Annotated in this window: 29 protein-coding genes; 19 read left to right on the plus strand and 10 right to left on the minus strand. The window is 69.1% G+C overall.

The window, feature by feature from the left end; all coding sequences use genetic code 11:
• The 4 genes from BU28_RS0104120 to lpxK form a co-directional block, all read left to right on the plus strand.
• Nucleotides 1-296: IS5/IS1182 family transposase (locus BU28_RS0104120; RefSeq protein ID WP_028718334.1), on the plus strand; the 296-nt coding region annotated here is incomplete at its 5' end.
• 328 nt (nucleotides 297-624) lie between these two features.
• Entirely contained in the window at nucleotides 625-870 is a 246-nt protein-coding gene (locus BU28_RS0104125) for a DUF4170 domain-containing protein (RefSeq protein ID WP_028718335.1), read from the plus strand.
• Nucleotides 871-893: 23 nt separating this feature from the next.
• Nucleotides 894-2,126 carry a 3-deoxy-D-manno-octulosonic acid transferase gene (locus BU28_RS0104130; protein ID WP_028718336.1) on the plus strand — a complete coding sequence of 411 codons (1,233 nt, stop codon included), beginning with the start codon at nucleotides 894-896 and terminating at the stop codon, nucleotides 2,124-2,126.
• Nucleotides 2,123-3,112: a tetraacyldisaccharide 4'-kinase gene (gene lpxK / locus BU28_RS0104135; protein ID WP_028718337.1), complete on the plus strand. Its 990-nt coding sequence runs from the start codon at nucleotides 2,123-2,125 to the stop codon at nucleotides 3,110-3,112. The genes BU28_RS0104130 and lpxK overlap by 4 nt, the downstream gene beginning before the upstream one ends.
• A 41-nt stretch (nucleotides 3,113-3,153) precedes the next feature.
• On the opposite strand, the gene BU28_RS0104140 is transcribed toward lpxK, so the two are convergent.
• Nucleotides 3,154-3,822 (minus strand): DsbA family protein, encoded by a 669-nt coding sequence (locus BU28_RS0104140; RefSeq protein WP_028718338.1) that lies wholly within the window; start codon nucleotides 3,820-3,822, stop codon nucleotides 3,154-3,156.
• Complete coding sequence (locus BU28_RS0104145) at nucleotides 3,819-4,376, minus strand: DUF721 domain-containing protein (protein WP_028718339.1); 558 nt, start codon at nucleotides 4,374-4,376, stop codon at nucleotides 3,819-3,821. Before BU28_RS0104145 ends, BU28_RS0104140 begins: the two co-directional genes overlap by 4 nt.
• A gap of 151 nt (nucleotides 4,377-4,527) precedes the next feature.
• Between BU28_RS0104145 and BU28_RS0104150 the strand changes: the two genes are divergently transcribed.
• Nucleotides 4,528-5,541, plus strand: a complete 1,014-nt coding sequence (locus BU28_RS0104150) for an A/G-specific adenine glycosylase (protein ID WP_088239169.1) — start codon at nucleotides 4,528-4,530, stop codon at nucleotides 5,539-5,541.
• Nucleotides 5,542-5,545: 4 nt separating this feature from the next.
• Entirely contained in the window at nucleotides 5,546-6,682 is a 1,137-nt protein-coding gene (locus BU28_RS0104155; RefSeq protein ID WP_028718341.1) for an alkane 1-monooxygenase, read from the plus strand.
• Here the strand turns inward: BU28_RS0104155 and BU28_RS0104160 are convergent.
• The 6 genes from BU28_RS0104160 to BU28_RS0104185 form a co-directional block, all read right to left on the minus strand.
• A complete protein-coding gene (locus BU28_RS0104160; RefSeq protein ID WP_036761933.1) occupies nucleotides 6,677-7,459 on the minus strand; it encodes a hypothetical protein in 783 nt (260 codons plus the stop codon). The genes BU28_RS0104155 and BU28_RS0104160 overlap by 6 nt on opposite strands.
• Nucleotides 7,456-8,505 (minus strand): GSCFA domain-containing protein, encoded by a 1,050-nt coding sequence (locus BU28_RS0104165; protein WP_028718343.1) that lies wholly within the window; start codon nucleotides 8,503-8,505, stop codon nucleotides 7,456-7,458. The genes BU28_RS0104160 and BU28_RS0104165 overlap by 4 nt, the downstream gene beginning before the upstream one ends.
• 127 nt (nucleotides 8,506-8,632) lie before the next feature.
• On the minus strand, nucleotides 8,633-9,763 hold the full coding sequence (locus BU28_RS0104170; RefSeq protein ID WP_028718344.1) for a site-specific DNA-methyltransferase: 1,131 nt from the start codon (nucleotides 9,761-9,763) through the stop codon (nucleotides 8,633-8,635).
• 86 nt (nucleotides 9,764-9,849) lie between these two features.
• Nucleotides 9,850-10,482, minus strand: a complete 633-nt coding sequence (locus BU28_RS0104175; protein WP_028718345.1) for a ribonuclease HII — start codon at nucleotides 10,480-10,482, stop codon at nucleotides 9,850-9,852.
• Nucleotides 10,479-10,958 (minus strand): ureidoglycolate lyase, encoded by a 480-nt coding sequence (locus BU28_RS0104180; protein WP_028718346.1) that lies wholly within the window; start codon nucleotides 10,956-10,958, stop codon nucleotides 10,479-10,481. Before BU28_RS0104180 ends, BU28_RS0104175 begins: the two co-directional genes overlap by 4 nt.
• A gap of 61 nt (nucleotides 10,959-11,019) precedes the next feature.
• Nucleotides 11,020-12,210, minus strand: a complete 1,191-nt coding sequence (locus BU28_RS0104185) for an MFS transporter (RefSeq protein WP_028718347.1) — start codon at nucleotides 12,208-12,210, stop codon at nucleotides 11,020-11,022.
• Nucleotides 12,211-12,539: 329 nt separating this feature from the next.
• On the opposite strand from BU28_RS0104185, the gene BU28_RS21960 reads away from it, so the two are divergent.
• From BU28_RS21960 to BU28_RS0104200, 3 genes are all read left to right on the plus strand, one after another.
• Nucleotides 12,540-13,220 carry a GntR family transcriptional regulator gene (locus BU28_RS21960; RefSeq protein ID WP_233144960.1) on the plus strand — a complete coding sequence of 227 codons (681 nt, stop codon included), beginning with the start codon at nucleotides 12,540-12,542 and terminating at the stop codon, nucleotides 13,218-13,220.
• Between the two features lie 102 nt (nucleotides 13,221-13,322).
• Nucleotides 13,323-14,960: a L,D-transpeptidase family protein gene (locus BU28_RS24475; RefSeq protein ID WP_233144961.1), complete on the plus strand. Its 1,638-nt coding sequence runs from the start codon at nucleotides 13,323-13,325 to the stop codon at nucleotides 14,958-14,960.
• A gap of 1 nt (nucleotide 14,961) precedes the next feature.
• The gene (locus tag BU28_RS0104200) at nucleotides 14,962-15,804 is read left to right on the plus strand and encodes an extensin-like domain-containing protein (RefSeq protein ID WP_081791267.1); all 843 of its coding nucleotides are present in this window, start codon (nucleotides 14,962-14,964) and stop codon (nucleotides 15,802-15,804) included.
• A gap of 6 nt (nucleotides 15,805-15,810) precedes the next feature.
• Here BU28_RS0104200 and BU28_RS0104205 read toward each other — a convergent pair whose 3' ends face one another.
• Together BU28_RS0104205 and BU28_RS0104210 are read right to left on the minus strand one after the other, a co-directional pair.
• Nucleotides 15,811-16,542 (minus strand): Crp/Fnr family transcriptional regulator, encoded by a 732-nt coding sequence (locus BU28_RS0104205; RefSeq protein WP_028718349.1) that lies wholly within the window; start codon nucleotides 16,540-16,542, stop codon nucleotides 15,811-15,813.
• Nucleotides 16,543-16,668: 126 nt separating this feature from the next.
• Nucleotides 16,669-17,979, minus strand: a complete 1,311-nt coding sequence (locus tag BU28_RS0104210) for a FliI/YscN family ATPase (RefSeq protein WP_088239171.1) — start codon at nucleotides 17,977-17,979, stop codon at nucleotides 16,669-16,671.
• Between the two features lie 106 nt (nucleotides 17,980-18,085).
• On the opposite strand from BU28_RS0104210, the gene BU28_RS0104215 reads away from it, so the two are divergent.
• The 10 genes from BU28_RS0104215 (at nucleotide 18,086) to BU28_RS21970 (ending at nucleotide 23,832) form a co-directional block, all read left to right on the plus strand.
• On the plus strand, nucleotides 18,086-18,472 hold the full coding sequence (locus BU28_RS0104215; protein ID WP_028718351.1) for a FlgB family protein: 387 nt from the start codon (nucleotides 18,086-18,088) through the stop codon (nucleotides 18,470-18,472).
• The gene (gene flgC, locus BU28_RS0104220) at nucleotides 18,472-18,864 is read left to right on the plus strand and encodes a flagellar basal body rod protein FlgC (protein WP_028718352.1); all 393 of its coding nucleotides are present in this window, start codon (nucleotides 18,472-18,474) and stop codon (nucleotides 18,862-18,864) included. The genes BU28_RS0104215 and flgC overlap by 1 nt, the downstream gene beginning before the upstream one ends.
• An 11-nt stretch (nucleotides 18,865-18,875) precedes the next feature.
• Entirely contained in the window at nucleotides 18,876-19,154 is a 279-nt protein-coding gene (gene fliE / locus BU28_RS0104225; protein ID WP_028718353.1) for a flagellar hook-basal body complex protein FliE, read from the plus strand.
• 3 nt (nucleotides 19,155-19,157) lie between these two features.
• The gene (locus BU28_RS0104230; RefSeq protein ID WP_028718354.1) at nucleotides 19,158-19,424 is read left to right on the plus strand and encodes a flagellar biosynthetic protein FliQ; all 267 of its coding nucleotides are present in this window, start codon (nucleotides 19,158-19,160) and stop codon (nucleotides 19,422-19,424) included.
• A gap of 4 nt (nucleotides 19,425-19,428) precedes the next feature.
• Entirely contained in the window at nucleotides 19,429-20,145 is a 717-nt protein-coding gene (locus BU28_RS0104235) for a flagellar hook-basal body complex protein (protein ID WP_028718355.1), read from the plus strand.
• Nucleotides 20,146-20,158: 13 nt separating this feature from the next.
• Nucleotides 20,159-20,944 carry a flagellar basal-body rod protein FlgG gene (flgG, locus tag BU28_RS0104240; RefSeq protein WP_028718356.1) on the plus strand — a complete coding sequence of 262 codons (786 nt, stop codon included), beginning with the start codon at nucleotides 20,159-20,161 and terminating at the stop codon, nucleotides 20,942-20,944.
• Entirely contained in the window at nucleotides 20,941-21,351 is a 411-nt protein-coding gene (flgA, locus tag BU28_RS0104245; RefSeq protein ID WP_028718357.1) for a flagellar basal body P-ring formation chaperone FlgA, read from the plus strand. Before flgG ends, flgA begins: the two co-directional genes overlap by 4 nt.
• A gap of 15 nt (nucleotides 21,352-21,366) precedes the next feature.
• A complete protein-coding gene (gene flgH / locus BU28_RS0104250; protein ID WP_051577726.1) occupies nucleotides 21,367-22,119 on the plus strand; it encodes a flagellar basal body L-ring protein FlgH in 753 nt (250 codons plus the stop codon).
• Between the two features lie 19 nt (nucleotides 22,120-22,138).
• The gene (locus tag BU28_RS0104255; protein ID WP_028718359.1) at nucleotides 22,139-22,693 is read left to right on the plus strand and encodes a hypothetical protein; all 555 of its coding nucleotides are present in this window, start codon (nucleotides 22,139-22,141) and stop codon (nucleotides 22,691-22,693) included.
• A gap of 176 nt (nucleotides 22,694-22,869) precedes the next feature.
• Entirely contained in the window at nucleotides 22,870-23,832 is a 963-nt protein-coding gene (locus tag BU28_RS21970) for a glycosyltransferase (RefSeq protein ID WP_143809696.1), read from the plus strand.
• Nucleotides 23,833-24,022: the final 190 nt, after the last annotated feature.

The raw sequence follows: 24,022 nt of genomic DNA on the forward strand, positions 1-24,022 counted from the left end.
GGGCGCTGCTGTCCTCGATCCCCTCGGCCGGGGCGTTGCTTGCAGACCGGGGCCATGACGCCGACTGGTTCCGCAACGCGCTGATCGAGAGGGGCATTTCGCCGTGCATCCCCTCCCGCACCGGCCGCAAGGCCCCGATCCCGCACGACGCCAGCATCTATCGCCTGCGTCACCGGATCGAGAACATGTTCGCACACCTCAAGGATTGGCGGCGGATCGCAATCCGATACGACCGCTGCCCGATCCTGTTCCTCTCAGCCTGCGCTCTCGCCGCAACCGTCATCTATGGGTTGTGAGTCCTGACTCTAGGCGGCTGATGCGATGTGAGGGCTGATGAAATCCCAATGTAGAGATATTCAATGCCGCCCGCACCAGTCCCGAGGACACCCAGCCCAGGGCACCGACAGCCGCGGACGGCCCCACCACAGGCCATCCGCGGCGTCAGGCGAAACATTGTCACCCTTACCACCACGACCGGATGCTCCAGGCCCCCTGCCGCTTCCCACATTATTAGCATTGCGAACGATCTTCTGCAAATGCGAAGCGCAGCGGGCTTGATGCAAGTGACAATGCCCGACGCCTCGGCTAGGGTCGCGGCGAAATTCGACAAGCAGGAGAACACCGATGGCGCAGCGCCTTCACCTCGTCTTTGGCGGCGAACTCACCGATCCCACCCGGACCGAGTTTCGCGACACCGGAAACATCCATATCGTGGGGATCTTCCCCGATTACGCCAGCGCCTTCTCGGCCTGGAAGGCCGAGGCGCAGCGCAGCGTGGACAGCGCCCACACCCGCTATTTCATCGCCCATCTGCACCGGCTGCGCGACGAGGAACGCGAGGTCAGCCCGACCGAGGAACTGGGCGCCTGATCCCGCCCGGCTGAGGCACCGGGATGGCCAGCGCCATGCAGGCGACCGCATCGCTCGCGCTTTGGCTGCACCTGCGGCGCCGGGCGGCCCTGGCGCATGAGCCTGCCGAGGCCGTCCAGCCCCCGCCGGGCGAGGCGCCGCTGCTGCTGGTCCACCTGTCCGACACGGCCGAGGACCCGCCCCCGCTTGCGGGTCTTCTGCGCACGCTGCTGGCCCGGCGGCCCGGCCTGCGCCTGGCCTTTTCCGGCGGCCCGCTGCCGGCCGCCGTGGGCGCGACCCTGCGCGCCGTGCACGTCGGCCTGCCCCAAGACCCCCAGTCGGCCGAGCAGACGATTCAGGCGCTGGAGCCGCGCGCGCTGCTGCTGCTGGGCGACAGCCTGCCGTCGGCGCTGATCGCGGCGGCCGCGGCCCGGGGCCTGCCCGTGATCCTGGCCGAGGCGCGTCTGGCCGATCAGGCCGGCCGCGGCCGCTGGCGCCGCATCCTGGACAGGGGTTTGATGGGCCGCGTCCAGCACGTCCTGGCCCCCGACCAGACGGCAGCGACGACCGCCCGGCAGCTGGGCGCCGATCCTGCGCGGATCGAGGTGACGGGTCCCGTGACCGAAACCCTGCCGCCCCTGCCCGCGAACGAGGCCGAGCGCGCCGCCCTGGCCCAGATCCTGCGCGGCCGCCACGTCTGGCTTGCCGCCTGCCCCACCTTGCCCGAGGCCAAGGCCGCGCTTGCCGCGCATCAGGCGGCGCTGCACCACAACCACCGCTCGCTGCTGGTGCTGGCGGGCCTTCCGCCCGAGACCGTCCCCGAGATCCAGGCCGAGGTCGAGGCGCTCGGCCTGGCCGCCGTCCTGCGGTCCGAGGACGACGACCCCGAGGCCGACGACCAGGTGCTGATCGCCGAGGACAGCTATGAAATGGGGCTGTGGTATCGGCTGGCCCCGGTCTGCTTCATGGGCGGCACCCTGTTCGAGGGACCGTCCCTGCCCCCGCGCCACCCGTTCGAGCCCGCCGCACTGGGGTCCGCCATCATCCACGGGCCGCTGCCGGGCCCCCATGCGGCGGAATGGATCCAGCTCGACGGCGCCTCGGCCGCGCGGCTGGTCGCGGATGCCGAGGCGCTGACCCGCGCCGTCTCGGACCTGACTGCGCCGGACCAGGCGGCGGCGCTGGCGGGCAGCGCCTGGGCGGTCAGCACCGGCGGCGCGGCGGTGCTGCGCCGCATCGCCGACACGGTGATCGCCGCGATGGAGCGCGACGCATGAGCCGGCGCGCCCCCGATTTCTGGTTCCGCCCGGCGGGCCTGCAGGCCCGGTTGCTGGCGCCCCTTGGCGCAGCCTATGCGGCGGCGACGGCCCGGCGGCTGGCGCGCGGGACCCGGAGCCGCGTCGGCGTGCCGGTGATCTGCGTGGGCAACATCAATGCCGGCGGCACCGGCAAGACCCCCACCGTCATCATGCTGGCGCAGCGCCTGCTGGCGCGGGGGATTGAGGTCCATGTCGTCTCGCGCGGCTATGGCGGCACCGAAAAGGGCCCGCTGCGGGTCGATGAGGCGCGCCACAACGCCGCCCAGGTCGGCGACGAGCCGCTGCTGATGGCGGCCTTTGCCCCGGTCTGGGTCTCGGACGACCGGGCCAGCGGCGCGCGGGCGGCTGTCGAGGCCGGGGCGCGGGCGATCCTGCTGGACGACGGCTTCCAGGACCCGGCGCTGTCCCACGACCTGTCGCTGGTGGTGGTCGATGCGGCGCGCGGCTTCGGGAACGGCCTGTGCCTGCCCGCCGGTCCCCTGCGCGAACCCGTGGACCGCGGCCTTGCCCGCGCCGACCTGCTGCTGTCGATCGGCGGACCCGAGGCGCAAGCCCGCTTTGCCGCCGATTGGGGATCGCGCCTGGCCCTGCCGCATCTGCGCGGCCAACTGGTGCCCTTGCGCACCGGGATGGACTGGCAGGGGCTGCGCGTGCTGGCCTTTGCCGGGATCGGCCACCCCGAGAAGTTCTTCGCCACCCTGCGCGCGCTCGGGGCCGAGATCGCGCGGGCCGAGCCGCTCGAGGATCACCAGCCCTTCACCCAGGCCCTGCTGACCCGGCTTCAGACCGAATCGCGCCTGCTGGGCGCGCAGCTTGTCACCACGGAAAAGGACGCGGCCCGCCTGCCCCGCAGCTTTCGCCCCCAGGTCCTGGCCCTGCCCGTGCGGCTGGAGCTTGAGGACGCGGGGCCCCTGGACGACCGGCTGGCCGCCCTGGGGCTGTAGGGGCATGAAAAAACCCCGGCGCGAGCCGGGGTTCCTGCGTCTCAGCCCTGCTTGCCGGCTTCGGCCAGCTTGGCGTCGATGATCTTCTTCATGTCCTCCCACGGCTGGTTCTGGACCTTTTCGCCACCGATGACGAAGCTGGGCGTGCCGTCGATCTTGTCCTCGGTCGCGTGCTTCTGGAAGGTGGCGACCAGGTCGGCGACCTTCTGCTTGTCGGCCCAGCAGGCGTCCATCTGGTCGGGCGTCATGCCGGCCTTGGCGCCGATCTTGCGCAGGTTCGCGGCGATCTCGTCGCCGGTCTTGGCGTCCAGCCAGGTCTTTTGTTCGTCGAACAGCATGCCGGCGACGGGATAGTATTTCTCGTCCCCGCCGCAGCGTGCCAGGATCCCGGCCCACAGGCCCACCGCGTCGAAATAGACGTCGCGCTGAATGAAGCGGATCTTGCCGGTGTCGATGTATTCCGCCTTCAGCTTGGGCAGGTTCTCGTCATGGAAGGCGGCGCAGTGCGGGCAGGTGAAGCTTGCATATTCCACGATGGTCAGCGGCGCGTTCGCCTCGCCCAGGGCGATGTCGGGCAGGACGCGGCCCTCGGGCATCTGCTCGGCGGCCTGGGCGTTCTCGGCGGGCTTGGCGTCCTGCGCCACGGCCGGCACGGCGGCAACGGTCATCGCGGCAACCAGGGCTGCGATCACGGGGCGAAAAAGGGTCATGGATTGGCCTTTCGGTCGTTGGCGTCCCGGCGGGACAGGATGTTCAGGGCCATCTGCCGCATGGCGGCGGAAAGCCGGGGGTCGTCGAAGGCGCGGGCGACCGCCTCGGCCTTTTCCGTCTTGGCGGGATCGGCGGGCACGGCCCGGCGGGGCGCGGGGGCAAAGCCCGCCTGAGCCTCGGCAAAGCCGTTCGCGTCGGCAAATCCGGTCGGCGCCGTCTGGGTCAGGGTGATGCGGGCCACCGCGTTGAAGCCATAGCAGGCATTCACCCGCGCCCGGATCTGGTCCAGCTGCATGGTGATCATGGGCGCCCGCGCGCCCGCGACCAGCAGCACCAGCGTCGCGCCGAAGCCCTTGCCATGGGTGATCTTGACCGGGCGGGTATGGGCGGCAAGCTCCGGGCCCACCACCTCGGGCCAATGGGTCAGCAGGCGGGCGACGGCGAATCCCCGGCCCTCGCCGACCGAGCGGATGCGGTTCGCGACAAGGCTTGCCGCAGCCTCGAACCCGCGCATCCGGCGGCGCGGGGGGGAATCGGCTTTCTTTGGGGCCATGCCGTGACCATATGGTTAGACTGGCGCGCAGAATGGACCCTGCCGCGCCCGGACGCCAGAGCGGAGAGACTGAAAATTGCGTGACCTTCCGGTGATATCGGCCGAGCTTCTGGCCTGGTACGACCGCCATGCCCGCGTGCTGCCCTGGCGGATGCCGCCGGGCGCCGGCGGGGCCGATCCCTATCGCGTCTGGCTGTCCGAGGTGATGCTGCAGCAGACCACCGTGGCGGCGGTGAAGTCCTATTTCGAACGCTTCACCAGCCTGTGGCCGACCGTGGAGGACCTGGCGGCGGCCGAGGACGCCCGGGTCATGGCCGAATGGGCGGGGCTTGGCTATTACGCCCGCGCCCGGAACCTGCTGGCCTGCGCCCGCGCGGTGGCCGCCCGAGGCGGCTTTCCGGATACCGGGGCCGGGCTGGCCGCGCTGCCGGGGATCGGGGCCTATACCTCGGCGGCGATCGCGGCCATCGCCTTCGACCGGCCCGAGACGGTCGTGGACGGCAATGTCGAGCGGGTCGTGGCGCGCCTGTTCGCGGTGGAAACGCCCCTGCCCGGCGCCAAGCCCCGGCTGGTCGCGCTGGCCGAAACGCTGACGCCCCAGGCCCGGCCGGGCGATTTCGCGCAGGCGATGATGGACCTGGGCGCGACGATCTGCACCCCCCGCAGCCCGGCCTGCGGCATCTGCCCGCTGGTCCTGCATTGCGACGCGCGACGCCTGGGCATCGCGGCCGACCTGCCGCGCAAGGCTCCGAAAAAGCCCAAGCCTTTGCGCCAGGGCACGGTCTGGATCGGCCTGACCGCCGACGCCGTCCTGGTCGAGACGCGCCCCGACCGGGGCCTGCTGGGGGGCACGCTGGCCTTTCCCTCGACCGGCTGGGACGGATCGGACCTGCCCCCGCCCGCCCCCGCCGACTGGCAGGAGGTCGGGCTGGTGCGCCATGTCTTTACCCATTTCGCGCTTGACCTGACCGTGATGCGCGCCCGGTTGACCGCGCCGCCGGAACGGGGCACCCTGTCGCCGCTTGGCGCTTTCGACCCCGGCGCGCTGCCGGGTCTGATGCGCAAGGCCTGGTCGCTGGCCCGTCCCGGTGCCAATGGTCCCATGCAAGCCCGCCCTGCGACGACGCGTCCCGCTGGCCAGCCGTCCCCCAACCCTTATGAATGAGCCCATGCAGACTGCCTTTCGCGCCCGCCTGATCGATGCGCTTCCCTTCTGGCTTTCCCTCGGGATGGTGCCGCTTGCCCTGATCGCCATGCGCTGGGGGGGCTGGTGCTTCCTGCTGATGCCGCTTTACGCCTGGTATCTGATGACGGTGCTGGACAGCGTCCTGGGCCTGAACGACGAAAATCCCGATACCGAGACGCCGGAATCGCAGCTGTTCTGGTATCGCGCGATCACCATCATCTGGTTCCCGGTCCAGGCCGCGCTGATCTTTGGCGGCATCTGGTGGGCGACGCGGGGGGGCCTGTCCGGCTGGGAAAGCCTTGGCCTGTTCTTTGGCATCGGCGTCGCCTCGGGGACCATCGGCATCGTCTATGCGCACGAACTGCTGCACCAGAAGAACCCGCTAGAGCGCTGGCTGGGCGACCTGCTGCTGGCCTCGACGCTTTATTCGCATTTCAGGACCGAGCACCTTCTGGTGCATCATTCCTGGGTCGCGACGCCGCGCGACGCGGTTTCGGCCCGCTACAACGAGGGGTTCTTTCGCTTTTTCCTGCGCGTGCTGCGGGAATGCCCGCAAAGCGCCTGGAAGGCCGAGACGCGGCGGCTGGCCCGGGCGGGCCGCTCGTCCCTCGACCGCAGGAACCCGTTCTGGCGCTACGGCGCGCTGCAACTGGGGATGCTGGCGCTGGCCGCGCTGATCGGCGGCTGGTGGGGCGTGGGGCTGTTCGTCTGGCAGGCCTTTGTCGCGATCTGGCAGCTTGAACTGACGAACTATGTCGAACACTACGGGCTGAGCCGCAAGCACCTGGGCGATGGCCGATACGAACACGTCATGCCGCGCCACAGCTGGAACAGCTCGCACACCGCGACGAACTGGCTGCTGATCAACCTGCAGCGCCATTCGGACCATCATTACAAGCCCGATCGGCGCTTTCCCCTGCTGCAGACCTATTCCCAGGACGAGGCTCCGCAGCTGCCGATGGGCTATCCCGCGATGACCTTCCTGGCCATGGTCCCGCCCCTGTGGCGGCGGCGGATGAACCCGCGCGTGCGCGCCTGGCGCCGGCAGTTCTATCCCGAGGTCGAGGATTGGCAGCCCTATAACCGGGGCGCCTTGCCGATGCCCCGCAACGCGCTATGACCCCAGCGCCGCCACGATCAGGTCGACCTGGCGCGCGCCATAGGCGGGATTGGCGTGGCCGTATTCCGTCGATTCGTGCGGGACGTCGCGGCGCGGCTGCATCCGCATGGACCCCCGCATCCATTCCGGCGCGGTGAAGACCTCGTCCAGGATCGTGTCGGCGGGCTGCGGCACATGGCGCGCATCCTGTCCCAGCGCCCGGCGCAGCAGGCGCAGATAGCGGGCGTGATAGGACGCCCCGTCGCCCCGCGCCGCCATCTCGACATGGGGGGCGAAGGTCTGCGGATCGTCGCGGCAATCGGCCGAGGGCAGAACCGTGTCCATGAAGAACACAGGCCCCTGCCCCAGCCCCGCCAGCGCCCGGATCAGCCGCAGCGCCGGCGACCGCTCGATTCGTTGGGCGACCAGCGCATCGGCAAAGCCGGTCGAGATCAGCGTGCAGTCCTCGCCCCGCGCGACTGAGGGGAAATCGCCGCTGCGATGCGTCTCCTGCAGGGCGGGCAGCGAGGAAAAGGACAGGCAGCCCAGCACCACGAAGGCGTCGTAGGCCGCCACCGGCAGGTCGGGCACGCCATTGTAATAGACCATCTTCTTGCGCACGTCGTCATTCGCCGGATGAAAGACGCGGTCGCGCAGGTCGAGTTCGGCGATGGTGTGGCCCGGCATGGCAAAGACGTCGGGCGCAAAGCCCGGCCAGCGGCCGGGGTTGTCGCGCAACGCGATGCGGGGGGCAGCCGTGTGCGAATTGCCCAGGACCAGCACGTTCCGGGGGCTCATTTGCGCATGGCCTCCAGCAGGATCTCCTCGCAGATGACGTCCTCGGCGGCGTCGGCTGCATCGGGGGATGCCACGGCACGGGCCGTCGGCTGCGGGGCAAGGCCGTGGGCGGCCAGAAAGGCCCCCATCACGGCCTGCACGCCCGCTGCCGTCACCTCGCGCAGGTTCGGCTGAAAGAATGCGCCCCGCGCGGCCGGGTTGGTGACGATCTCGTAGGACGGGAAGTAGTCCACATCCGGATGCGCGGTGGCGAATTCGTCGGCTGCGGCGCGCAGCACCGCCTTGGAGCGCGCGGTCGCGGCCAGCACATGCCCGCCCGAGGCCGTGGCCGTCAGCGGCACCGGCGAGACGGTCAGGATCATCCGCATCCCCGGGCTGAACCCCTGCAACAGCGCGCGTGCCCGCTCCAGGTCGGCCAGCACGTCCTGAAAGCCCAGGTTCAGGAACATGTGGCGGTCGGCGTCGAAGCGACCGGCGACCACGCCCGGGCAGGTCGGCCAGACACGCCCGTCCAGCCGATCGGCCCAACATTCCGTCAGCCCGAGCGTAAAGACGAAATGCGTGCATCGCGCAAACAGCGCCGCCACCGCCCGCAGATGCGCGCGCCGCAACGCGAGGACTTCGGCGGCCTGCGCCAGTCCGCCGGGTTCCACCGTGGGACGCAGCGCGTCGTAGAACCGCCCGTCCCGCTGCCAGACCTGCGCCGGATCGACGCGGACCGTGCGCGCATCCTCGATCAACTGGACCAGCTGGCGAGTCGTGTAGATGTTGCCGTAGCGCGCCGAATAGACGCCATAGCCGTAGGCCCGCGCCAGGTCGCGCCCGGCCAGCCGCGGCGGCGGCTCGACATCCAGAACGTTCAGCCCGGCGCCCGCCAGAGCCCGCCCGACATGCTGGGCAAAACAGCTGCCCGCCGTGGCGATGGCGGCGTCGCGGTCCAGCGCGAACTTGGGGCGGTGGATGTCGTGGGGGGCCGTCGGGTCGGCCTCGGCCACGCCGCTGCGCCAGAAGGCCCTGTCGGAAAGATCGGAATAGGGATGCGACATGGCGCGACCTTCCCACATTCGCCCGGCAACGAAAAGGCCCCGCCGTGCGGGCGGCCGCAAGGCGGGGCAAGGCGGTCCCGCCAGCGGCCGAATGGCGCGGATCGACGGGACCAGGCGAATGCGGGGATCAGTGCGGGCGGCCTTCCTCGCCCTCCATCTCGGCGCGGATCTGCTGGCGCAGGATGTCGATGGGGATCATCTTGCCCTCGCGCCGGAAGTGCCAATAGGTCCAGCCGTTGCAGCTGGGCGCGCCCTCCAGCGCGGCGCCCACCTGATGGATGCTGCCCTTGACGTCGTTGCCGATCAGGCTGCCGTCGGCGCGCACCTTGGCCTTGTGGCGGCTGTTCATCGAATACAGCTCCTCGCCCGGACGCAGCATGCCGCGCTCGATCACCTGGCCGAAGGGCACGCGGGGTTCGGCGCGCTTGGGCCTGACGGTGGCGATCGCTTCGCTGTCCAGACGGCGCACACGGCCGATGCGCTTTTCGGCGACCGCACGATAGGCCGCCTCGCGCTCGATCCCGATGAAGTCGCGGCCCAGCATCTTGGCGACGGCGCCCGTGGTGCCGGTGCCGAAGAACGGGTCCAGCACCACGTCGCCCGGATTGGTCGAGCCGACCAGGATGCGATGCAGCAGGGCTTCGGGCTTTTGCGTCGGATGGGCCTTGGCGCCATCCTCGTCCTTCAGCCGCTCGGCCCCGGTGCAGATCGGCAGCACCCAGTCCGAGCGCATCTGCACGCCCTCGTTCAGGGACTTCAGCGCCTCGTAGTTGAAGGTGTATTTCGCTGCTTCGGACTTCGACGCCCAGATCATCGTCTCATGCGCGTTCGTCAGGCGCTTGCCGCGAAAGTTCGGCATCGGGTTCGACTTGCGCCAGATCACGTCGTTCAGGATCCAGAAGCCCTGGTTCTGCAACTCGGCGCCGACGCGGAAGATGTTGTGATACGAGCCGATCACCCAGATCGCCCCGTCCGGCTTCAGGATGCGGCGCGCCGCCGCCATCCAGTCGCGGGTGAAGCTGTCATAGGCGGCAAAGCCGGAAAACTGGTCCCAGTGGTCGTCCACCGCATCGACGCGGGAATTGTCCGGCCGGTGCAGTTCGCCCCGAAGCTGCAGGTTGTAGGGCGGGTCGGCAAAGATCAGGTCGACGCTGTTTTCGGGCAGCGCGTTCATCACCTCGACGCAATCTCCCGCCAGGATCTGGTTCAACGGAAGGGGTCGCACAGCAGGGCGGATCTTGGTTTCGGTTTTCGTCATCGCTGCCTCAAAGTCCCGGCAGTCTGGCGCCGTGGTTGCCGGCAATGATGATTCAGACCCGATTCGCCGTCAAATTCTTTATTGAATCAACAGCTTGCTATTTCGGCTTTACACAAGATATTGTGGACGGGCGCAAAGCTGCGTCTATGGTATGGGGTTATCCCCAGATCCAGCAGCGCCTGCCGATGTGCCGGCGTCGGATAACCGGCGTTGACGTCCCAGCCATAGCCGGGATGCTGTTGCGCCAAATCCACCATGATCCTGTCGCGAAAGACCTTGGCGATGATCGAGGCGGCGGCGATCGACAGGCAGCGCGCATCGCCCCCCACCACCGCCTGCCCCGGCAGGTCCAGGTCGCGCGGCAGCATGTTGCCGTCGATCAGCGCCACGCAGGGCCGCCGGCGCAGCCCCGCCAGCGCCCGGCACATCGCCAGGTGCGAGGCGCGCAGGATGTTCAGCCTGTCGATCTCCTCGACGCTGGCATGGGCCACGGCCCAGTCGCAACGGGCCATGATCGCCTCGGCCAGCAGGGCGCGGCGGGAAGGCGTCAGCTTCTTGGAATCGTCCAGCCCATCCGGGATGCAGCGGATGTCCAGGATCACCGCGGCGGCCGTGACCGGCCCCGCCAGCGGCCCGCGCCCGACCTCGTCCACGCCGGCGACATGGCGCGCACCGCGCAGGATCGCGTCCTGCTCCAGCGTATAGTCGGGCCCGCTCATGCGGTGATGGTCACCGGGGCGATGGCGACCTCTTCAAGGTTCAGGCCCTCGCCCTCGCGGTCCACGACCAGGAAATCGGCCGGCCGGTCCAGGGGCGTCAGCACGCCGTGCCAGACCCCGGCGCGCAGGTTCACCCCCATGCCCGCGGGCACAAGGAAGGCCAGCGGCGCACCGGGCCGCCCGCCTTCATCCGGGGCCACGATCGACAGCCAGGGATCGGGCCCCAGCGGCACGAAGGCCTGGCTGCCCAGCGGATGGCGTTCCAGCAGCGTGCAGTCATAGGGCAGGCTCACCGGCTCGGACCGGAAGATCGAGAGGATCGCCTCGCCCCCCGACCGTTCGACGGTGGCAAGCGCGTGATGCCGCTCGCAGCGGCCGGCGTTGATCATCTTGGTGGGCGCCTCGCGCGGGGTCAGCAACTCGCCGAAAGGGGCGAAATCCTGCGCGGTGATGGGCTGGGCCTTGATCGTGCTCATGCTTCTTTCTTGTCCAAATATCCCGCGGGGGTCCGGGGGCGCGAAGCCCCCGGCGCCGCGCTCACAACCGTTCCATCCGTGGCAGGAAGACCGTCAGCAGTCCCATCAGCGGCAGGAAGGAACAGATCTTGTAGACGAACTCGATCCCCTTCGCATCCGCGACCACGCCCAGGACGGCGGCGGCGATCCCGCCCATGCCGAAGGCGAAGCCGAAGAAGATGCCCGCGATCAGCCCCGTCCGGCCCGGCACCAGTTCCTGCGCAAAGACCACGATGGCCGGAAAGGCCGAGGCGAGGATCAGCCCGATGATGACCGTCAGCACCCCCGTCGCCACCAGTCCGACATGGGGCAGGGCAAGCGTAAAGGGCAGGATGCCCAGGATCGAGAACCAGATCACCTTGAGCGGCCCGATCCGGTCTCCGACCAGCCCGCCCAGCATCACGCCCCCTGCCATGCCGGCCAGGAACAGGAACAGCATCAGCTGCGCCTGCTGCGTGCCCAGCTGGAACTTCTCGATCAGGAAGAAGGTGTAATAGCTGGAGATGCTGGCGGTATAGATGTTCTTGGTGAAGGTCAGCAGCGCCAAGACCAGGATCGCCGCCATCACCCTGCCCCGCGTCAGGCCCGGCAGGGCAGCGGGCTTGGCGCCGCCGGCCTTGCGCCGGCCCTCGGCCCAGGTGCCGATGCGCCACAGGATCGCCGAGCCCAGCATCGCCATGGCCGAGAACAGCGCGATCGAGGGCCGGCCCAGCGGCACCACCACGAAGGCGGCCAGCAGAGGGCCTAGGGCCGTGCCGAAGTTCCCGCCCAGCTGGAACAGCGACTGCGCCGTCCCGAAGCGCCCGCCCGAGGCGACGCGCGCCACGCGCGAACTTTCCGGGTGGAAGATCGACGATCCGACCCCGATCAGCATCGCCCCGGCCAGCAGCACCCAGTACTCATGCGCCAGCGCCAGCATCAGAACGCCCACCACGGTCGCCCCCATGCCCACCGCCAGCGAGCGCGGCATCGGGTTCTTGTCCGTCACCGCACCCACCACCGGCTGCAGCAGCGAGGCCGTCACCTGAAAGGCGAAGGTCATCAGCCCGATCTGCCAATAGGACAGCGCGAATTCCTGCCGCAGCAGCGGATAGATCGCAGCCAGCATGGACTGCATGATGTCGTTGATCATGTGGCACAGGCTGATCGCGACCAGCACGGCCCATGCCGTCGTTGCGGGGGCAACGCCCCGATAGGATGTCGCGTCGGCCATTGACCAAACCTCGTGCAGATCGGCGGGACATTCCTCCTCGGTGCCGCAATTGTCAACTCGCCCGCCACGGTGCGGGGGATTTAGGCGGACAGGGGTCTTGACCTCGACCCCCCATTAGTCTCAAAAAGTGAACCGAACAGTTCACATTGTATCAGGCGACAGTCCTGCCTCCGCGATGCATTCGCCCGGATTTTCAAAGCGAAATCGCAGATAGACCGAGTTTCCTTTCATAGCCCCCTCCGCTGATTGGCAGTCCCGATATGTACGAATCCCCTTCTCCGTCCGTCCCCTCCTCACCCGTTTCCCTGCTTGGAAAGAAGCGCAAGGGCATGACCTGGCAGGCCGTGCAGGATATCGTCCTGGAGCGCATCCAAAGCGGCGTCTGGGCCGAAGGCGCGCTGATCCCGACCGAAACCGAGCTTGCCGCCGAACTGCAATGCGCGCGCGCCACGGTGAACCGCGCCATGCAGGCCCTGGCCGAGACGGGCGTGGTCGAGCGCCGCCGCAAGGTCGGCACCCGCGTCGCCATCCATCCCAGGGTGCAGCTGGTCCGTTCGCTTCTGCGCCGCGAGATCGAGACGGCGGGCCGCGAATACGGCTATCGCCTGATCTCGGCGCAAGAGGACCAGCCGCCCCCGGACGTGGCCGCCGCCATGCTGCTGCGCACCAGCGAGACGCTTTTGCGCAGCCGGTCGCTGTTTCTGGGCGACGGCCAGCCCTATTGCTGCGAGGAACGCTGGACAAACACCTATTCGGCCCCGGGCCTGAGGGCCGATGTGCTCGAGACCACCAGCGCCTGCGAATGGCTTCTGGGGCATGTGCCGCTGAACCGGGCCTCGACCTCGCTGGGGGTGACGCTGGCCGACGACAAGTTGATCGCCCCCGCCCTTGGCGTCCCCGTCGGCGACCCGGTCCTGATGCTTGAGCGACTGGAATGGCTCAACAATATGCCCGTGTCCCATTACCGGCGGTATTTCCCGCCGGACCATCGGTTCGAAGGCGAGGTCTGATCCGCGACCCGGGGCGGCCCAACCTTGGCTTGCCTTGCGCGGGCCAAAGGGTCAAAGCTTTCCCCAACGACAAGAAACCAAGCAAGACGACCGGACCCGAGCATGTTCCACAGCACCCTAGCCGGCGCAGCGATGCGCCTGACGCTTCTTGCGGCGACGATGCTGCCTGCGGCGGCCGTGGCGCAGCAACCGATGATGCTGCTGGAATCGAACCCGCCGCCGCGTCCCCCCGCGCGCGCCGCCGCGGTGACCGCCACGCTGCCCGCGCAGACCGCCGCCACCCCTGCCCCGCCCGCCACCGCCATCGGCACCACGCCCGCCGGCACGGCCGAGCCCGGCCCCCTGGCCTCGATCTCGGCGGCCGAGATCGAGACGGCCACCTACACCGGCGGCGACCTGCCGCCCGGCCAGTCGGCGCTGACGGCCAAGGTCCAGATCCTGCTGGACCGTTCGGGCATCTCGCCCGGCGTGGTCGACGGCTGGCGCGGCGGCATGAGCGAAAGCGCGATCAAGGCGTTCCAGCGCCGTGCGGGCCTGCCGATGACCGGGCGGATGGATTTCGCGGTCTGGGACCTGCTGCACGGCTTTGCCGCCGAGCCGCTGACCAGCGCCTATACGATCGCCCCCGAGGATGCCGAGGGGCTGGTCGACCGCATCCCGACCGACTATGCCGAAAAGGCGGCGATGACCTCGCAAGGATACACCAGCGTTCTGGAAAAGCTGGGCGAGCGGTTCCACATGGACGAAAAGTTCCTGGCCAAGCTGAACCCCGGCATGGCCTTCCGCCCCGGCGAGACGATCAGCGTCACCATGCCCGCCAAGCCGATCCGCGCCACGGTCACGCGCATCATCGTGGACAAGCAGACCCGCCGCGTCGCCGCCTATGATGCGCGCGGCAACCTGATCGCCGACTATCCGGCGACGGTCGGGTCGTCGGACACGCCCTCGCCGCACGGGACGCATGTGGTGAACGCGGTCGCGCTGAACCCGACCTATACCTACAACCCGCAGCGCAATTTCAAGCAGGGCGACAACGACCGCGTGCTGATCGTGCCGCCCGGCCCCAACGCGCCCGTGGGAAATGTCTGGATCGACCTCAGCGAGCCGACCTATGGCATTCACGGAACCCCGACGCCGTCGCAGCTGTTCGTGAACCAGTCGCACGGCTGCGTGCGGCTGACGAACTGGGATGCGTGGGAACTGGCCCATATGGTCAAGGCCAAGGTGACGACGGTCGAGTTCCTGGACCCGGGTGTCAGCATCGCCGACGTGACTGGAACGACGCCCGCGCCCGATGCGGCGACGGTCCTGGCGACCAGCGTGATAGCCGCGACCCGGCCGCCGATGCGCTCGGCCGGCGTCCTGGCGCGGGCGGCGTCAAGCGCCCTGCCTGCCACGGCCGTCGCGGCGACCGGAGCCGTCGCGGCCGCTGCCGCCATCCCCGACCCTGCGGAACCCGTCCCTGCGGCGCCCGCTGACCTCGCACCAGCCGCCGCGGATGCTGCGGCCGGGCCTGCCGTTCCGGCGCCCGCCGCGCCTGCCGATCCCGCCCCGAGCCCCGGCGCCGTCAGCCTGTCCGAGGCGCTGGCCCGGGCCGAGGCGCTGGCCGACGAAATGATCGCCCGGCAGGCCCCGCAAACCGCGCCGGAGGAGCCCGAGTATCCCTCGGACGCGCCCGTGCCTGCGCGGGTGCTGCCCCCCGCAACCGTTGTCCCCGCAACCCCTGCACCGGCGCGATAGGATGCTGCGGGCCGCCCTGCTTGGTCTTCTGCTGACAGGGTTGGCCGGCCCGGGCGGCGCTCAGGACAGCCCACCGGCCCCCCGACCCGCGGCCCCGGCGTCGGAAAGCCCTCGGCCCGAGGCGCGGCCCGAGCGGACCGAGCCGGACACCCTGCCTCTCGAAAAGCCCCAGCCCGCACCCCAGCCCAAGGCACCCGCGCCCCCTGCGCCCGTTCCCGTGCCCGAGCCGATCCCGGAACCACAGGGGCCGCCCGCCCCGCCGCTGCGCGAGACATTGCGCGAAAGCGACTTTGTCCATTCCGTCTGCCTACTGGACCTGTCGCTTCTGGGCGCGGTCTATGACGAGCCCGCGCCCGTCACCGACCCGGTCCAGCGCGATTGCGGTATCGCGCGGCCGATCCTGCTGCATGCGCCCCTGCCGGGGATCGAGATCCCGGGCGGCGCCCTGATGCGCTGCGAAACCGCCTGGCATCTGGCCCATTGGCTGCGCGACTTCGTGCGCCCGGCTGCAGCGACGCTGGGCCAGCCCCCGCTGACCGCGCTGGAGCCGGGATCGGCCTATCAATGCCGGGCGACGGTGGGCGACAAGGACCGGGACCTGTCCGAACACGCCTTCGGAAACGCGCTGGACATTGCCGCCTTCCGCTTCGCTGACGGTAGCCGGATCGAGATCCGGCCCCGCGACCGGGACGGCGACCGGGAGGCCGCCTTTCAGGCGGCGGTCCGGGGCGCGGCCTGCCTGCACTTCACGACTGTCCTGGGCCCTGGGTCGAATGCCGCGCATGGCGACCACCTGCACCTGGACATCAAGGCGCGTTCGGGCGGCTGGCGGCTGTGCCAATAGGCACGTCTAGCGGCGGGCCCGGTCCAGCTGCAGGTAATCCGGCTTGAACCGGGCCATGTGGGCCAGCCGCGACCAGTTCAGGATCTCGACCTGCTGGCCGGTCCAGCGGATCAGCCGGGCGTCGCGCAGGTCGCGGACGGCGCGGTTGATGTGGATGGGCGTATAGCCCAGGATGTCGGCCAGTTCCTTCTGCAGCAGGGGCAGCGTGAAGACGTGGTTCTGCGCCGCCCCCACGCTGGCAAGCCGGGTATAGATCTCGCACAGAAGATGGGCCAGGTGCGCGCTCGAGCGCAGCGAGGCCGCCGCCACCAGCCATTGCCGGTGGACCGCCGCGTCGATCACGGTGGACATCCACAGCAGCCGCGTCAGATGGGGGAAGTTGACCGTGATCTCCTGCAACTCGTCATGGTCGATGAACTCGACCTCGGATGCGCCCATCGAGACCACCTCGTGGTCAAGACACTCCAGCACGAAGCTGTGCAGGTCCACGAAATCGCCGGGGACATGCAGCGCCGTGATCGCCCGTTCGGTCGGGCGGTCGTTCAACATATGCTGGCGGGCCGACATGCCGCGCAGCATCATGCAGCTTTGCCGGGGGGAAACGCCCTTCGGCACGATGATCTCGCCCGGCTTGAAGGCCGCATGGGTGGTCTTGATCGCCCGCAATCTTTCCAGGTCCGACAGGCTGAGTTGATCACGGCGTTGCAGGTATCGCACGAAATATTCAGTAATTGCCATGTCTTCCCTCAATCGAGCCGCAGGAGATTGTCAACTCGTTCCAAGGCGCGCAATCTGAGTTGTAACGTCTTAACTTACATCAATGCCCCTTCGTTTCGGCGATCGCGCACTTTCTTTCCCTCCGGCTCAGCGCGGCGACGGCAGACCCAGGGTTTCGGCCAAGGCGCGAAAGCTTTGCCGCGCATCCGGGCACTTGCGGGTGAAGAAAACGTCCAGCCCCGGGTAAAGCCGGACGGCCTCGTCCAGCTTGGGATCGGCGCCCGAGGCGTAAAGCCCCGCGCGAATCATCAGCTCGGATTCCGCATAGGTGCCCAGGGCGTCGCGAGCCTTGGCGATCAGCGCGTTTTCCTGCGCGCTGGCCGCATGCGGCAGCGAACGCGAGACCGAGCGCAGCACATCCACCGCCGGAAACCGTCCGCGCTCGGCAATGGCGCGGTCCAGCACGACATGCCCGTCCAGCACCCCGCGCAGGATGTCGGCGACCGGCTCCTCCATGTCCGATCCGGCGACCAGCACGCTGAAGATCGCGGTGATGTCGCCCGAACCCTGCGGACCGGGGCCGGATCGTTCCGCCAGCGACATGATCAGATGTGAGGTCGAGGGCGGAAAGCCGCGATAACTGGGCGCCTCGCCGGCGGACAGCGCGATCTCGCGATGCGCCTCGGCAAAGCGGGTGATCGAATCGGCCAGGAACAGGACGTGCCGGCCCTGGTCGCGGAAGTGTTCGGCCACGGTCATCGCGGCCCAGGCGCAGCGCCGCCGCATCAGCGGCGACTGGTCCGAGGTCGCGGCGACCACGACGGCGCGGGCCATGCCCTCGGGGCCCAGGGTTTCCTCGACGAACTCGCGCAGTTCGCGGCCGCGTTCGCCGATCAGGCCGATCACCACCACATCGGCGCTGACCCCCTTGGCCAGTGCCGAAAGCAGCGTGGACTTGCCCACGCCCGAGCCCGCGAAAAGCCCCATCCGTTGGCCTCGCACCAGGGGCAGGATGGTATCGAAGACCGCCAACCCGGTGTTCAGGCGGGCCCCCAGCCGGTTGCGGCTGGCGGCCGGCGGGGGCGGGCTGCGAAAGCCGCGCTCACGCGTGCCGCCGGCTAGGGGCCGCCCGTCCAGGGGCTGGCCGAAGGGGTCGATGATTCGCCCGATCCAGGCGTCCGCCGGGGCCAGCACGGGCGCGAACAGCAGTTCGACCCGCGTCCCGATGGACAGCCCGTCGGTCGGCCCCTCGGGCAGGACGGCCGCGGCATCGGGCAGCAGGGAAACAACCTCTCCGAACAGGGGCGCGCCGGAAGCCGTTGAAAAAATGACCCGATCCCCCAGGGCCGCGTGACCGTTCAGTCCCGCGACCAGGATGATGCCCCCCTGGATCGCGCCGACCCGCCCGAAATAGCGCGCCAGCCGCACCTGCCGCAACCGCGCTGCGGCCGATCGCATCCCGTCCATTCCCGTCCCCCTTTTTTCGCCCCAAGCGGGCAGCTCGAAAGGGTTTCTAAACCTATTGGAGTTAAGACCCGGTTATCGGAACTGAGGAGAAACCTCGATGTTTGACCGAATCGAAACCCTGCGGATGGCCAGCGCCCTGACCGCGCACGCATCGGAACGGCAGAGGCTGATCGCCCGGAACGTCGCCAATGCCGACACCCCCGGCTTTCGCTCCCAGGACCTGGGGCGCTTTGCCGAAACCTATCGCTCCGACGTGGCGACGGAACTGCGCGCGACGCAGCCCGGCCACCTGACCGGCATCACCTGGGGCGGCGACGGGCGGCCAAGGGACGCCGGGGGCGAGCCTGCGCCGAACGGCAACACCGTCTCGCTTGAGGACGAGATGATCCGCACCGCCCAGGCGCGGCGCGAATTCGACCTGTCGCTGGCCGTCACCCGCTCGTCGCTGTCGATGATCCGCACCAGCCTTGGCCGGAGGGCGTGATGACCGAGCCCCTGTCCGCCACCGAAATGGCCGCCTCGGGCATGCGCGCACAGGCGATCCGCCTGCGTCATGTGTCGGAAAACATCGCCAACGCCGATACGCCCGGCTATCGCCGCAAGCTTGTGACCTTCGAGGAGCAGATGGATTTCGGCCGCAGGACCGGCGCGGTCGAGGCCAGTCCGACCCGGCTGGACCAGCGCGAACCGCCCCAGGTCTATGACCCCGCCAACCCGATGGCGGACGAGAACGGCTATTACGACGGCTCGAACGTCGATCTGGTGGTCGAGGTGGCCGACGCCCGCGAAGCCAGCCGCAGCTATGAGGCGAACCTGCGCGTCTTTGAACAATCCCGCCAGATGGGCAGCGCCCTTCTGGACCTGATCCGCCGCTGAAGGGGACGACGATGATTGCCAACCTGAACGCCGCCAGCGCCTATAGCCGCGCCCGGCCGGCCGTCTCTCCGGCCGAGGGGCTGCCGCAAGGTGTCACGAACGCCGCCGCCGATTTCGCCAGGGTGATGGAGCAGGTGGACCGCTCGGCCACCGGCGCGATGACCGGAACCACCGACACGCACCAGCTGGTGCAAAGCATCGCCCAGGCCGAGGTCGCCCTGGAGACCGCGGTCGCCATCCGCGACAAGGTGGTCGAGGCCTATCAGGAAATCCTGCGGATGCCGGTCTGAGCCATGGACGAGAACCTGATCTTCGACCTGACCCGGCAGGCGCTGTGGATCGCGGTGCGGATGTCGGCCCCCATGCTGGCCGTGGCGCTGGTCGTGGGCGTCGTAATCGGCCTGTTCCAGGCGCTGACCTCGGTGCAGGAGATGACGCTGACCTTCGTGCCCAAGATCGGGCTGATGCTGGTCGTCTTCTGGGTCAGCATGAGCTTCATGACCGCGACGCTGGCCGGGTTCTTCACCGACCAGATCCTGCCCCAGATCGCCGGGTCCTGAGGCCATGGACAACGCCATCTATGCCTCGCTGACCCGCCAGTCCGGCCTGATGCGCGAAATGCGCGCGGTCGCCAACAACATCGCCAACGTCAACACCTCCGGCTTTCGCCGCGAGGGCGTGGTGTTTTCCGAATACATGGTCCCTCTGCAGTCGAACGGCGAGACGCTGGCCATGGCCAATGTGCGCGGCCGGATGGTGGACCTGAGCCAGGGCGGCATGACGCTGACGAACGGAGCCTATGACCTTGCCATAGACGGCGACGGCTTCTTCATGGTCCAGACCCCCCAAGGGAACCGTCTGACCCGCGCCGGCGCCTTCCAGCCCAATGCCGAGGGCGAGCTGGTCAACCCCGACGGCTATCCGCTGCTGGACGACGGCCAGGCTCCGGTGGTGATCCCGCCCGGCACCCGCAGCGTCGGCATCGGCGAGGACGGGACCGTCTCGGCCGACGGGCAGCCCATCGGCCGCGTGGGCGTCTTCGCCAGCCCCGACCCCGCGGACCTGCGCCACGTGGGGGGCACGCTGTTCGATCCGGGCCGCGCGCCCGAGCCGATGGACGACGCCCGCATCCGCCAGGGCTTCATCGAGGAATCCAACGTCAACCCCGTCACCGAGATCGCCCGCATGATCGAGGTCCAGCGCGCCTATGAGCTGGGCCAGTCCTTCCTCGACCAGGAAGACCAGCGCATCCGCCAGGCCATCACCTCGCTGACACGATGAAAGGAAGACATCCATGAGGGCCCTGCAGATCGCCGCCACCGGCATGAGCGCCCAGCAGATGCGCGTCGAGGTCATTTCGAACAACCTCGCGAACATGTCGACGACCGGCTACAACCCGCGCCGCGCCGAATTCGCCGACCTGCAATACCAGCAGGCGACGCGGCCCGGTACGCTGACCGCCACCACCGGGGCGATGGTCCCGGCCGGGGTGCAGCTGGGTCTTGGGGTGCGCCCTGCCTCGGTCACGGTCATGCTGGGCCAGGGCTCCCCGGTCCAGACCAACGGCGACCTTGACGTCGCGATCGAGGGGAACGGCTATCTCGAGGTGACGATGCCCTCGGGGATCTCGGCCTATACGCGCGACGGCAGCCTTAAACGCTCGGCCGAGGGGCAGCTGGTGACCTCCGACGGCTATCCGCTGGTTCCCGACATCACCATCCCGCAAGAGACCAGCAGCATCTCGATCAGCCCCTCGGGCGAGGTCATGGCCTATTTCAACGACCAGGTCGAACCCGAGAACCTGGGCCAGATCACGCTGGCGAACTTCGTCAACCCCAAGGGGCTCGAAGCGATCGGATCGAACCTGTTCCTCGAGACCACCGCCTCGGGTGCGGCCCAGGTCGCCGCCCCGGGCGAGGAAGGGCTGGGCACGCTGCGGGCAGGCTATCTCGAGGAAAGCTCGGTCGACCCGGTGCGCGAGATCACCGAACTGATCAAGGCTCAGCGCGGCTATGAGCTGAACTCCAAGGTCATCACCGCCGCCGACCAGATGCTGAGTGCGACGGTGCAGGTCCGATGAGGGTGCTGGTCCTGATCCTGGCGCTGCTGCCGACCCCCACCCTGGCGGGCGAGGTCCTGGCCGCCCGCACCCTGCGCGCAGGCACTGTGCTGGTACCCGAGGACCTGCGGCTGGCCGAGGCCGGCGCCGCTGGACTGGATGCGATGGAGGCCATGATCGGCCAGGAAACCCGCGTCATGGTCACCGAGGGACGCCCCATCGAGCCCGCCTTCCTGCGCGCGCCCCGCATCGTCGAGCGCAACCAGATCGTCGTCCTGGCCTATGACCGGGACGCTCTGCGGATCGAGGCCGAGGGCCGCGCGCTGAGCGACGGCGCCCTGGGCGACACGATCCGCGTCATGAACAACCTCTCCCGCGTCACGGTCAGCGGCCGCGTCGCCGCCGATGGCTCGGTCATCGTCCATTAGAACAAGGAACCGATCATGTGGCAGAATGCCCGTCTTTCCCCCTGCCTGGCGGCAGGCTCCATCCTTCTGGTGCTGGGCGCCTCGGCCTGCGGCCGGGTCGGCCAGGTCGGGCGCGTCCCCCAGATGACCGAGGCCCAGCAAAGCGCCGAGTTCGACGCCATGACCTCGCCCGAGCTGGCCATCGAGACGCTGCCGGTGCGGCCAGACGGGGCGGCGTCGCTGTGGACCACGTCGCAGAATTCGCTGGTCGCCGACCGGCGCGCGGCGAACCGGGGCGACATCCTGACCGTGGTGATCGAGATCAACGACCAGGCCACGATCCAGAACAGTTCGGGCCGCAGCCGCAGCGCCTCGGACAAGGTCAGCATCCCGGCAATGGCCGGCCTGCCCCAACGCATCGACGAGGCCCTGCCCGAAGGCGCCAGCATGGACGAACTGGCCGAGGCCAACGGATCGTCGACCTTCAAGGGCAGCGGCAACATCTCGCGCAAGGACAAGATCACGCTGCGCGTCGCCGCCACCGTGATCGAGCGTCTGCCGAACGGCGTCCTGCGCATCGAGGGCACGCAGGAGGTCCGCGTCAACTACGAGGTGCGCGTGCTGACGGTCAGCGGCTTCGTGCGCCCCTCGGACATCGGGCGCAAGAACGAGATCGCCTATGACCGCATCGCGGGCGCCCGCATCTCCTACGGTGGGCGCGGCCAGATCAGCGACGTGCAGCAGCCGCGCTATGGCCAGCAGATGGCCGACATCCTTCTGCCCTATTAAGCCCGAACGGAATCGCGCGATGAAGAAGATCCTTGTCCTGATCCTTCCGGTGATCGCCTTTCTGGGCGGGGCGGTCGGCGGCGACATGCTGCACGCAGACAAGACATCGTCCGCCGAAGCCGCGGCCCCCGGCCACGAGCCCGCTGCCGGGGGCGGCCACGATGCGGCCGGTGGAGAGGCGGGCCATGACGCGGCGGCCGAGACCGCCGAGGCAACCCCGAGCCACGGCGAAGAGGCGGCGGCCGGCGACTCGGAGGACTGGTTCCATTTCCCGAACCAGTTCTTCGTGCCGATCCTGCGCAACGGCACGACGACGGCGGTGATGGTCATGTCCCTGACCATCGAGATGCCCGCCGAAAAGCGCGCCGACATCGAAGCAAGGGAACACCGGCTGCGCGACGCGCTGCTGAACGCGCTGATGGTGCAGGCGAACACCGGGGGGTTCGACGGCAACTTCACCGCCGAACCGAATCTTGAACGGTTGCGCAAGGCGCTGCTGGCCGCCGCCCAGAAGGCCGCCGGTCCCGAGGTCACGCGCGTCCTGATCGAGGACATTGCCCGGCAGGACCAATAGCGCGGCCTCCGCGCGCGGAAAGCCGGGCCTGATGTTCTCTGGGCGGGCGGAGCGTCGGCTGCGCCCCTGCGACCCTCCCGCTTCGGCGGCGCGGCGCCTCACGCTGGAAAGGCAGGGGCTCTGGCCATGCGCCGCCCGCCGGGTATAGTCGGGTGGGCCAGCTGCGGGATTGCGCCTTGTCTTCGATCATCACCATCGCCATGGCGACCTATAACGGCGCCCGTTACCTGCCGCCGCAGCTGGACAGCATCCTGGCGCAGCAGGGGGTGGAGTGGCGGCTGCTCGTCTCGGACGACGGCTCGACCGACGGGACGCTGGATATTCTGGATGGCTATGCCCGGCGCCATCCGGGGCGCATCGCGGTGATCCAGGGACCGCGCCAGGGAGCCACGCGGAACTTCCTGCACCTGATCGCCAAGGCCGATCCCCGGGGCTGGGTCGCCTTTGCCGACCAGGACGACCTGTGGCGGCCCGGCAAGCTGGCCCGCGCCGCGCGCTGGCTGGAGGGGCAGCAGGGCCCGGCGGTCTATGCCGCGCGGACCACCATCTGCGACGAGGACCTGCGCGAACTGGCCCCCGCCCCGCATTTCCCCGGCCCCTTCGGCTTTCGCAACGCGCTGGTTCAGGCCTGCCTGCCGGGCAACACCACGGTCGCCAACGGCGGCGCATTGCGGCTGATGCAGGCGGCGGCGGGGGCGGCATCGGCGGCCGAAGTCATATCGCATGACTGGTGGGTCTATCAGCTGATGTCGGGCGCCGGGGCGGCGATCCGCCGCGACGCGGCGCAGGTGGTTCTGTACCGCCAGCACCGCGAAAACCTGATGGGGCGCAACGATACCGCCAAGGCGCGCGCGGCGCGGCTGTCGATGCTGTTCGACGGCCGCTTTGCCGACTGGCTGGCGCGCAACCAGCGCGCGCTCGAGCCCGTGGCGGACCTGCTGACCCAGGAAAACCAGGCGATCCTGCAGCGTTTTGGCGCGCTGCTGGAATCGCGCGGACCTCGGGCCCTTTCGGCCGCGCTGGCTCTGGGGCTTTACCGCCAGACGCGGGCGGGAAGCTGGGCCATCCGGGCGGCGGCCCTGGCGGGACGGCTGCGGACGCGGAGCCCCGCGCCGGCGGCTTTCGGCAAGGCTGGTTAAGGCCGCCGCCGGCCGCAACCAGGGCCATTCCCGGCAAACCGGCAACCGAGATCAACCTTTTGATTGCCAATGACAAATGGATCAGGCACTGCCTGCTCGAACCCCGCAGCGACCGTAAACCGACGTAAACGAAAGATAAAATGCCGGGCGATTAGCGAATGACGGCGCGCGCGGAATGGCGCCTGAATAG

The organism is Paracoccus yeei ATCC BAA-599 (genome assembly GCF_000622145.1).
GTDB lineage: Bacteria > Pseudomonadota > Alphaproteobacteria > Rhodobacterales > Rhodobacteraceae > Paracoccus > Paracoccus yeei.

Excerpts from the sequence above, each read along its gene's own strand:
- BU28_RS0104175 (WP_028718345.1), bottom strand. The coding sequence starts at position 10,482 with ATGAGCGGGCCCGACTATACGCTGGAGCAGGACGCGATCCTGCGCGGT.
- BU28_RS0104230 (WP_028718354.1), top strand. The coding sequence starts at position 19,158 with ATGGACGAGAACCTGATCTTCGACCTGACCCGGCAGGCGCTGTGGATC.
- BU28_RS0104170 (WP_028718344.1), bottom strand. The coding sequence starts at position 9,763 with ATGACGAAAACCGAAACCAAGATCCGCCCTGCTGTGCGACCCCTTCCG.
- BU28_RS0104255 (WP_028718359.1), top strand. The coding sequence starts at position 22,139 with ATGAAGAAGATCCTTGTCCTGATCCTTCCGGTGATCGCCTTTCTGGGC.
- BU28_RS0104200 (WP_081791267.1), top strand. The coding sequence starts at position 14,962 with ATGCTGCGGGCCGCCCTGCTTGGTCTTCTGCTGACAGGGTTGGCCGGC.
- flgA (WP_028718357.1), top strand. The coding sequence starts at position 20,941 with ATGAGGGTGCTGGTCCTGATCCTGGCGCTGCTGCCGACCCCCACCCTG.
- BU28_RS0104150 (WP_088239169.1), top strand. The coding sequence starts at position 4,528 with ATGCCGCCGGGCGCCGGCGGGGCCGATCCCTATCGCGTCTGGCTGTCC.
- BU28_RS21960 (WP_233144960.1), top strand. The coding sequence starts at position 12,540 with ATGACCTGGCAGGCCGTGCAGGATATCGTCCTGGAGCGCATCCAAAGC.
- BU28_RS0104130 (WP_028718336.1), top strand. The coding sequence starts at position 894 with ATGGCCAGCGCCATGCAGGCGACCGCATCGCTCGCGCTTTGGCTGCAC.
- BU28_RS24475 (WP_233144961.1), top strand. The coding sequence starts at position 13,323 with ATGTTCCACAGCACCCTAGCCGGCGCAGCGATGCGCCTGACGCTTCTT.
- BU28_RS0104125 (WP_028718335.1), top strand. The coding sequence starts at position 625 with ATGGCGCAGCGCCTTCACCTCGTCTTTGGCGGCGAACTCACCGATCCC.
- BU28_RS0104185 (WP_028718347.1), bottom strand. The coding sequence starts at position 12,210 with ATGGCCGACGCGACATCCTATCGGGGCGTTGCCCCCGCAACGACGGCA.
- BU28_RS0104180 (WP_028718346.1), bottom strand. The coding sequence starts at position 10,958 with ATGAGCACGATCAAGGCCCAGCCCATCACCGCGCAGGATTTCGCCCCT.
- lpxK (WP_028718337.1), top strand. The coding sequence starts at position 2,123 with ATGAGCCGGCGCGCCCCCGATTTCTGGTTCCGCCCGGCGGGCCTGCAG.
- BU28_RS0104145 (WP_028718339.1), bottom strand. The coding sequence starts at position 4,376 with ATGGCCCCAAAGAAAGCCGATTCCCCCCCGCGCCGCCGGATGCGCGGG.
- BU28_RS0104165 (WP_028718343.1), bottom strand. The coding sequence starts at position 8,505 with ATGTCGCATCCCTATTCCGATCTTTCCGACAGGGCCTTCTGGCGCAGC.
- BU28_RS0104155 (WP_028718341.1), top strand. The coding sequence starts at position 5,546 with ATGCAGACTGCCTTTCGCGCCCGCCTGATCGATGCGCTTCCCTTCTGG.
- flgG (WP_028718356.1), top strand. The coding sequence starts at position 20,159 with ATGAGGGCCCTGCAGATCGCCGCCACCGGCATGAGCGCCCAGCAGATG.
- flgH (WP_051577726.1), top strand. The coding sequence starts at position 21,367 with ATGTGGCAGAATGCCCGTCTTTCCCCCTGCCTGGCGGCAGGCTCCATC.
- BU28_RS0104205 (WP_028718349.1), bottom strand. The coding sequence starts at position 16,542 with ATGGCAATTACTGAATATTTCGTGCGATACCTGCAACGCCGTGATCAA.
- BU28_RS0104210 (WP_088239171.1), bottom strand. The coding sequence starts at position 17,979 with ATGCGATCGGCCGCAGCGCGGTTGCGGCAGGTGCGGCTGGCGCGCTAT.
- BU28_RS0104160 (WP_036761933.1), bottom strand. The coding sequence starts at position 7,459 with ATGAGCCCCCGGAACGTGCTGGTCCTGGGCAATTCGCACACGGCTGCC.
- flgC (WP_028718352.1), top strand. The coding sequence starts at position 18,472 with ATGACCGAGCCCCTGTCCGCCACCGAAATGGCCGCCTCGGGCATGCGC.
- fliE (WP_028718353.1), top strand. The coding sequence starts at position 18,876 with ATGATTGCCAACCTGAACGCCGCCAGCGCCTATAGCCGCGCCCGGCCG.
- BU28_RS0104235 (WP_028718355.1), top strand. The coding sequence starts at position 19,429 with ATGGACAACGCCATCTATGCCTCGCTGACCCGCCAGTCCGGCCTGATG.
- BU28_RS0104140 (WP_028718338.1), bottom strand. The coding sequence starts at position 3,822 with ATGACCCTTTTTCGCCCCGTGATCGCAGCCCTGGTTGCCGCGATGACC.
- BU28_RS0104215 (WP_028718351.1), top strand. The coding sequence starts at position 18,086 with ATGTTTGACCGAATCGAAACCCTGCGGATGGCCAGCGCCCTGACCGCG.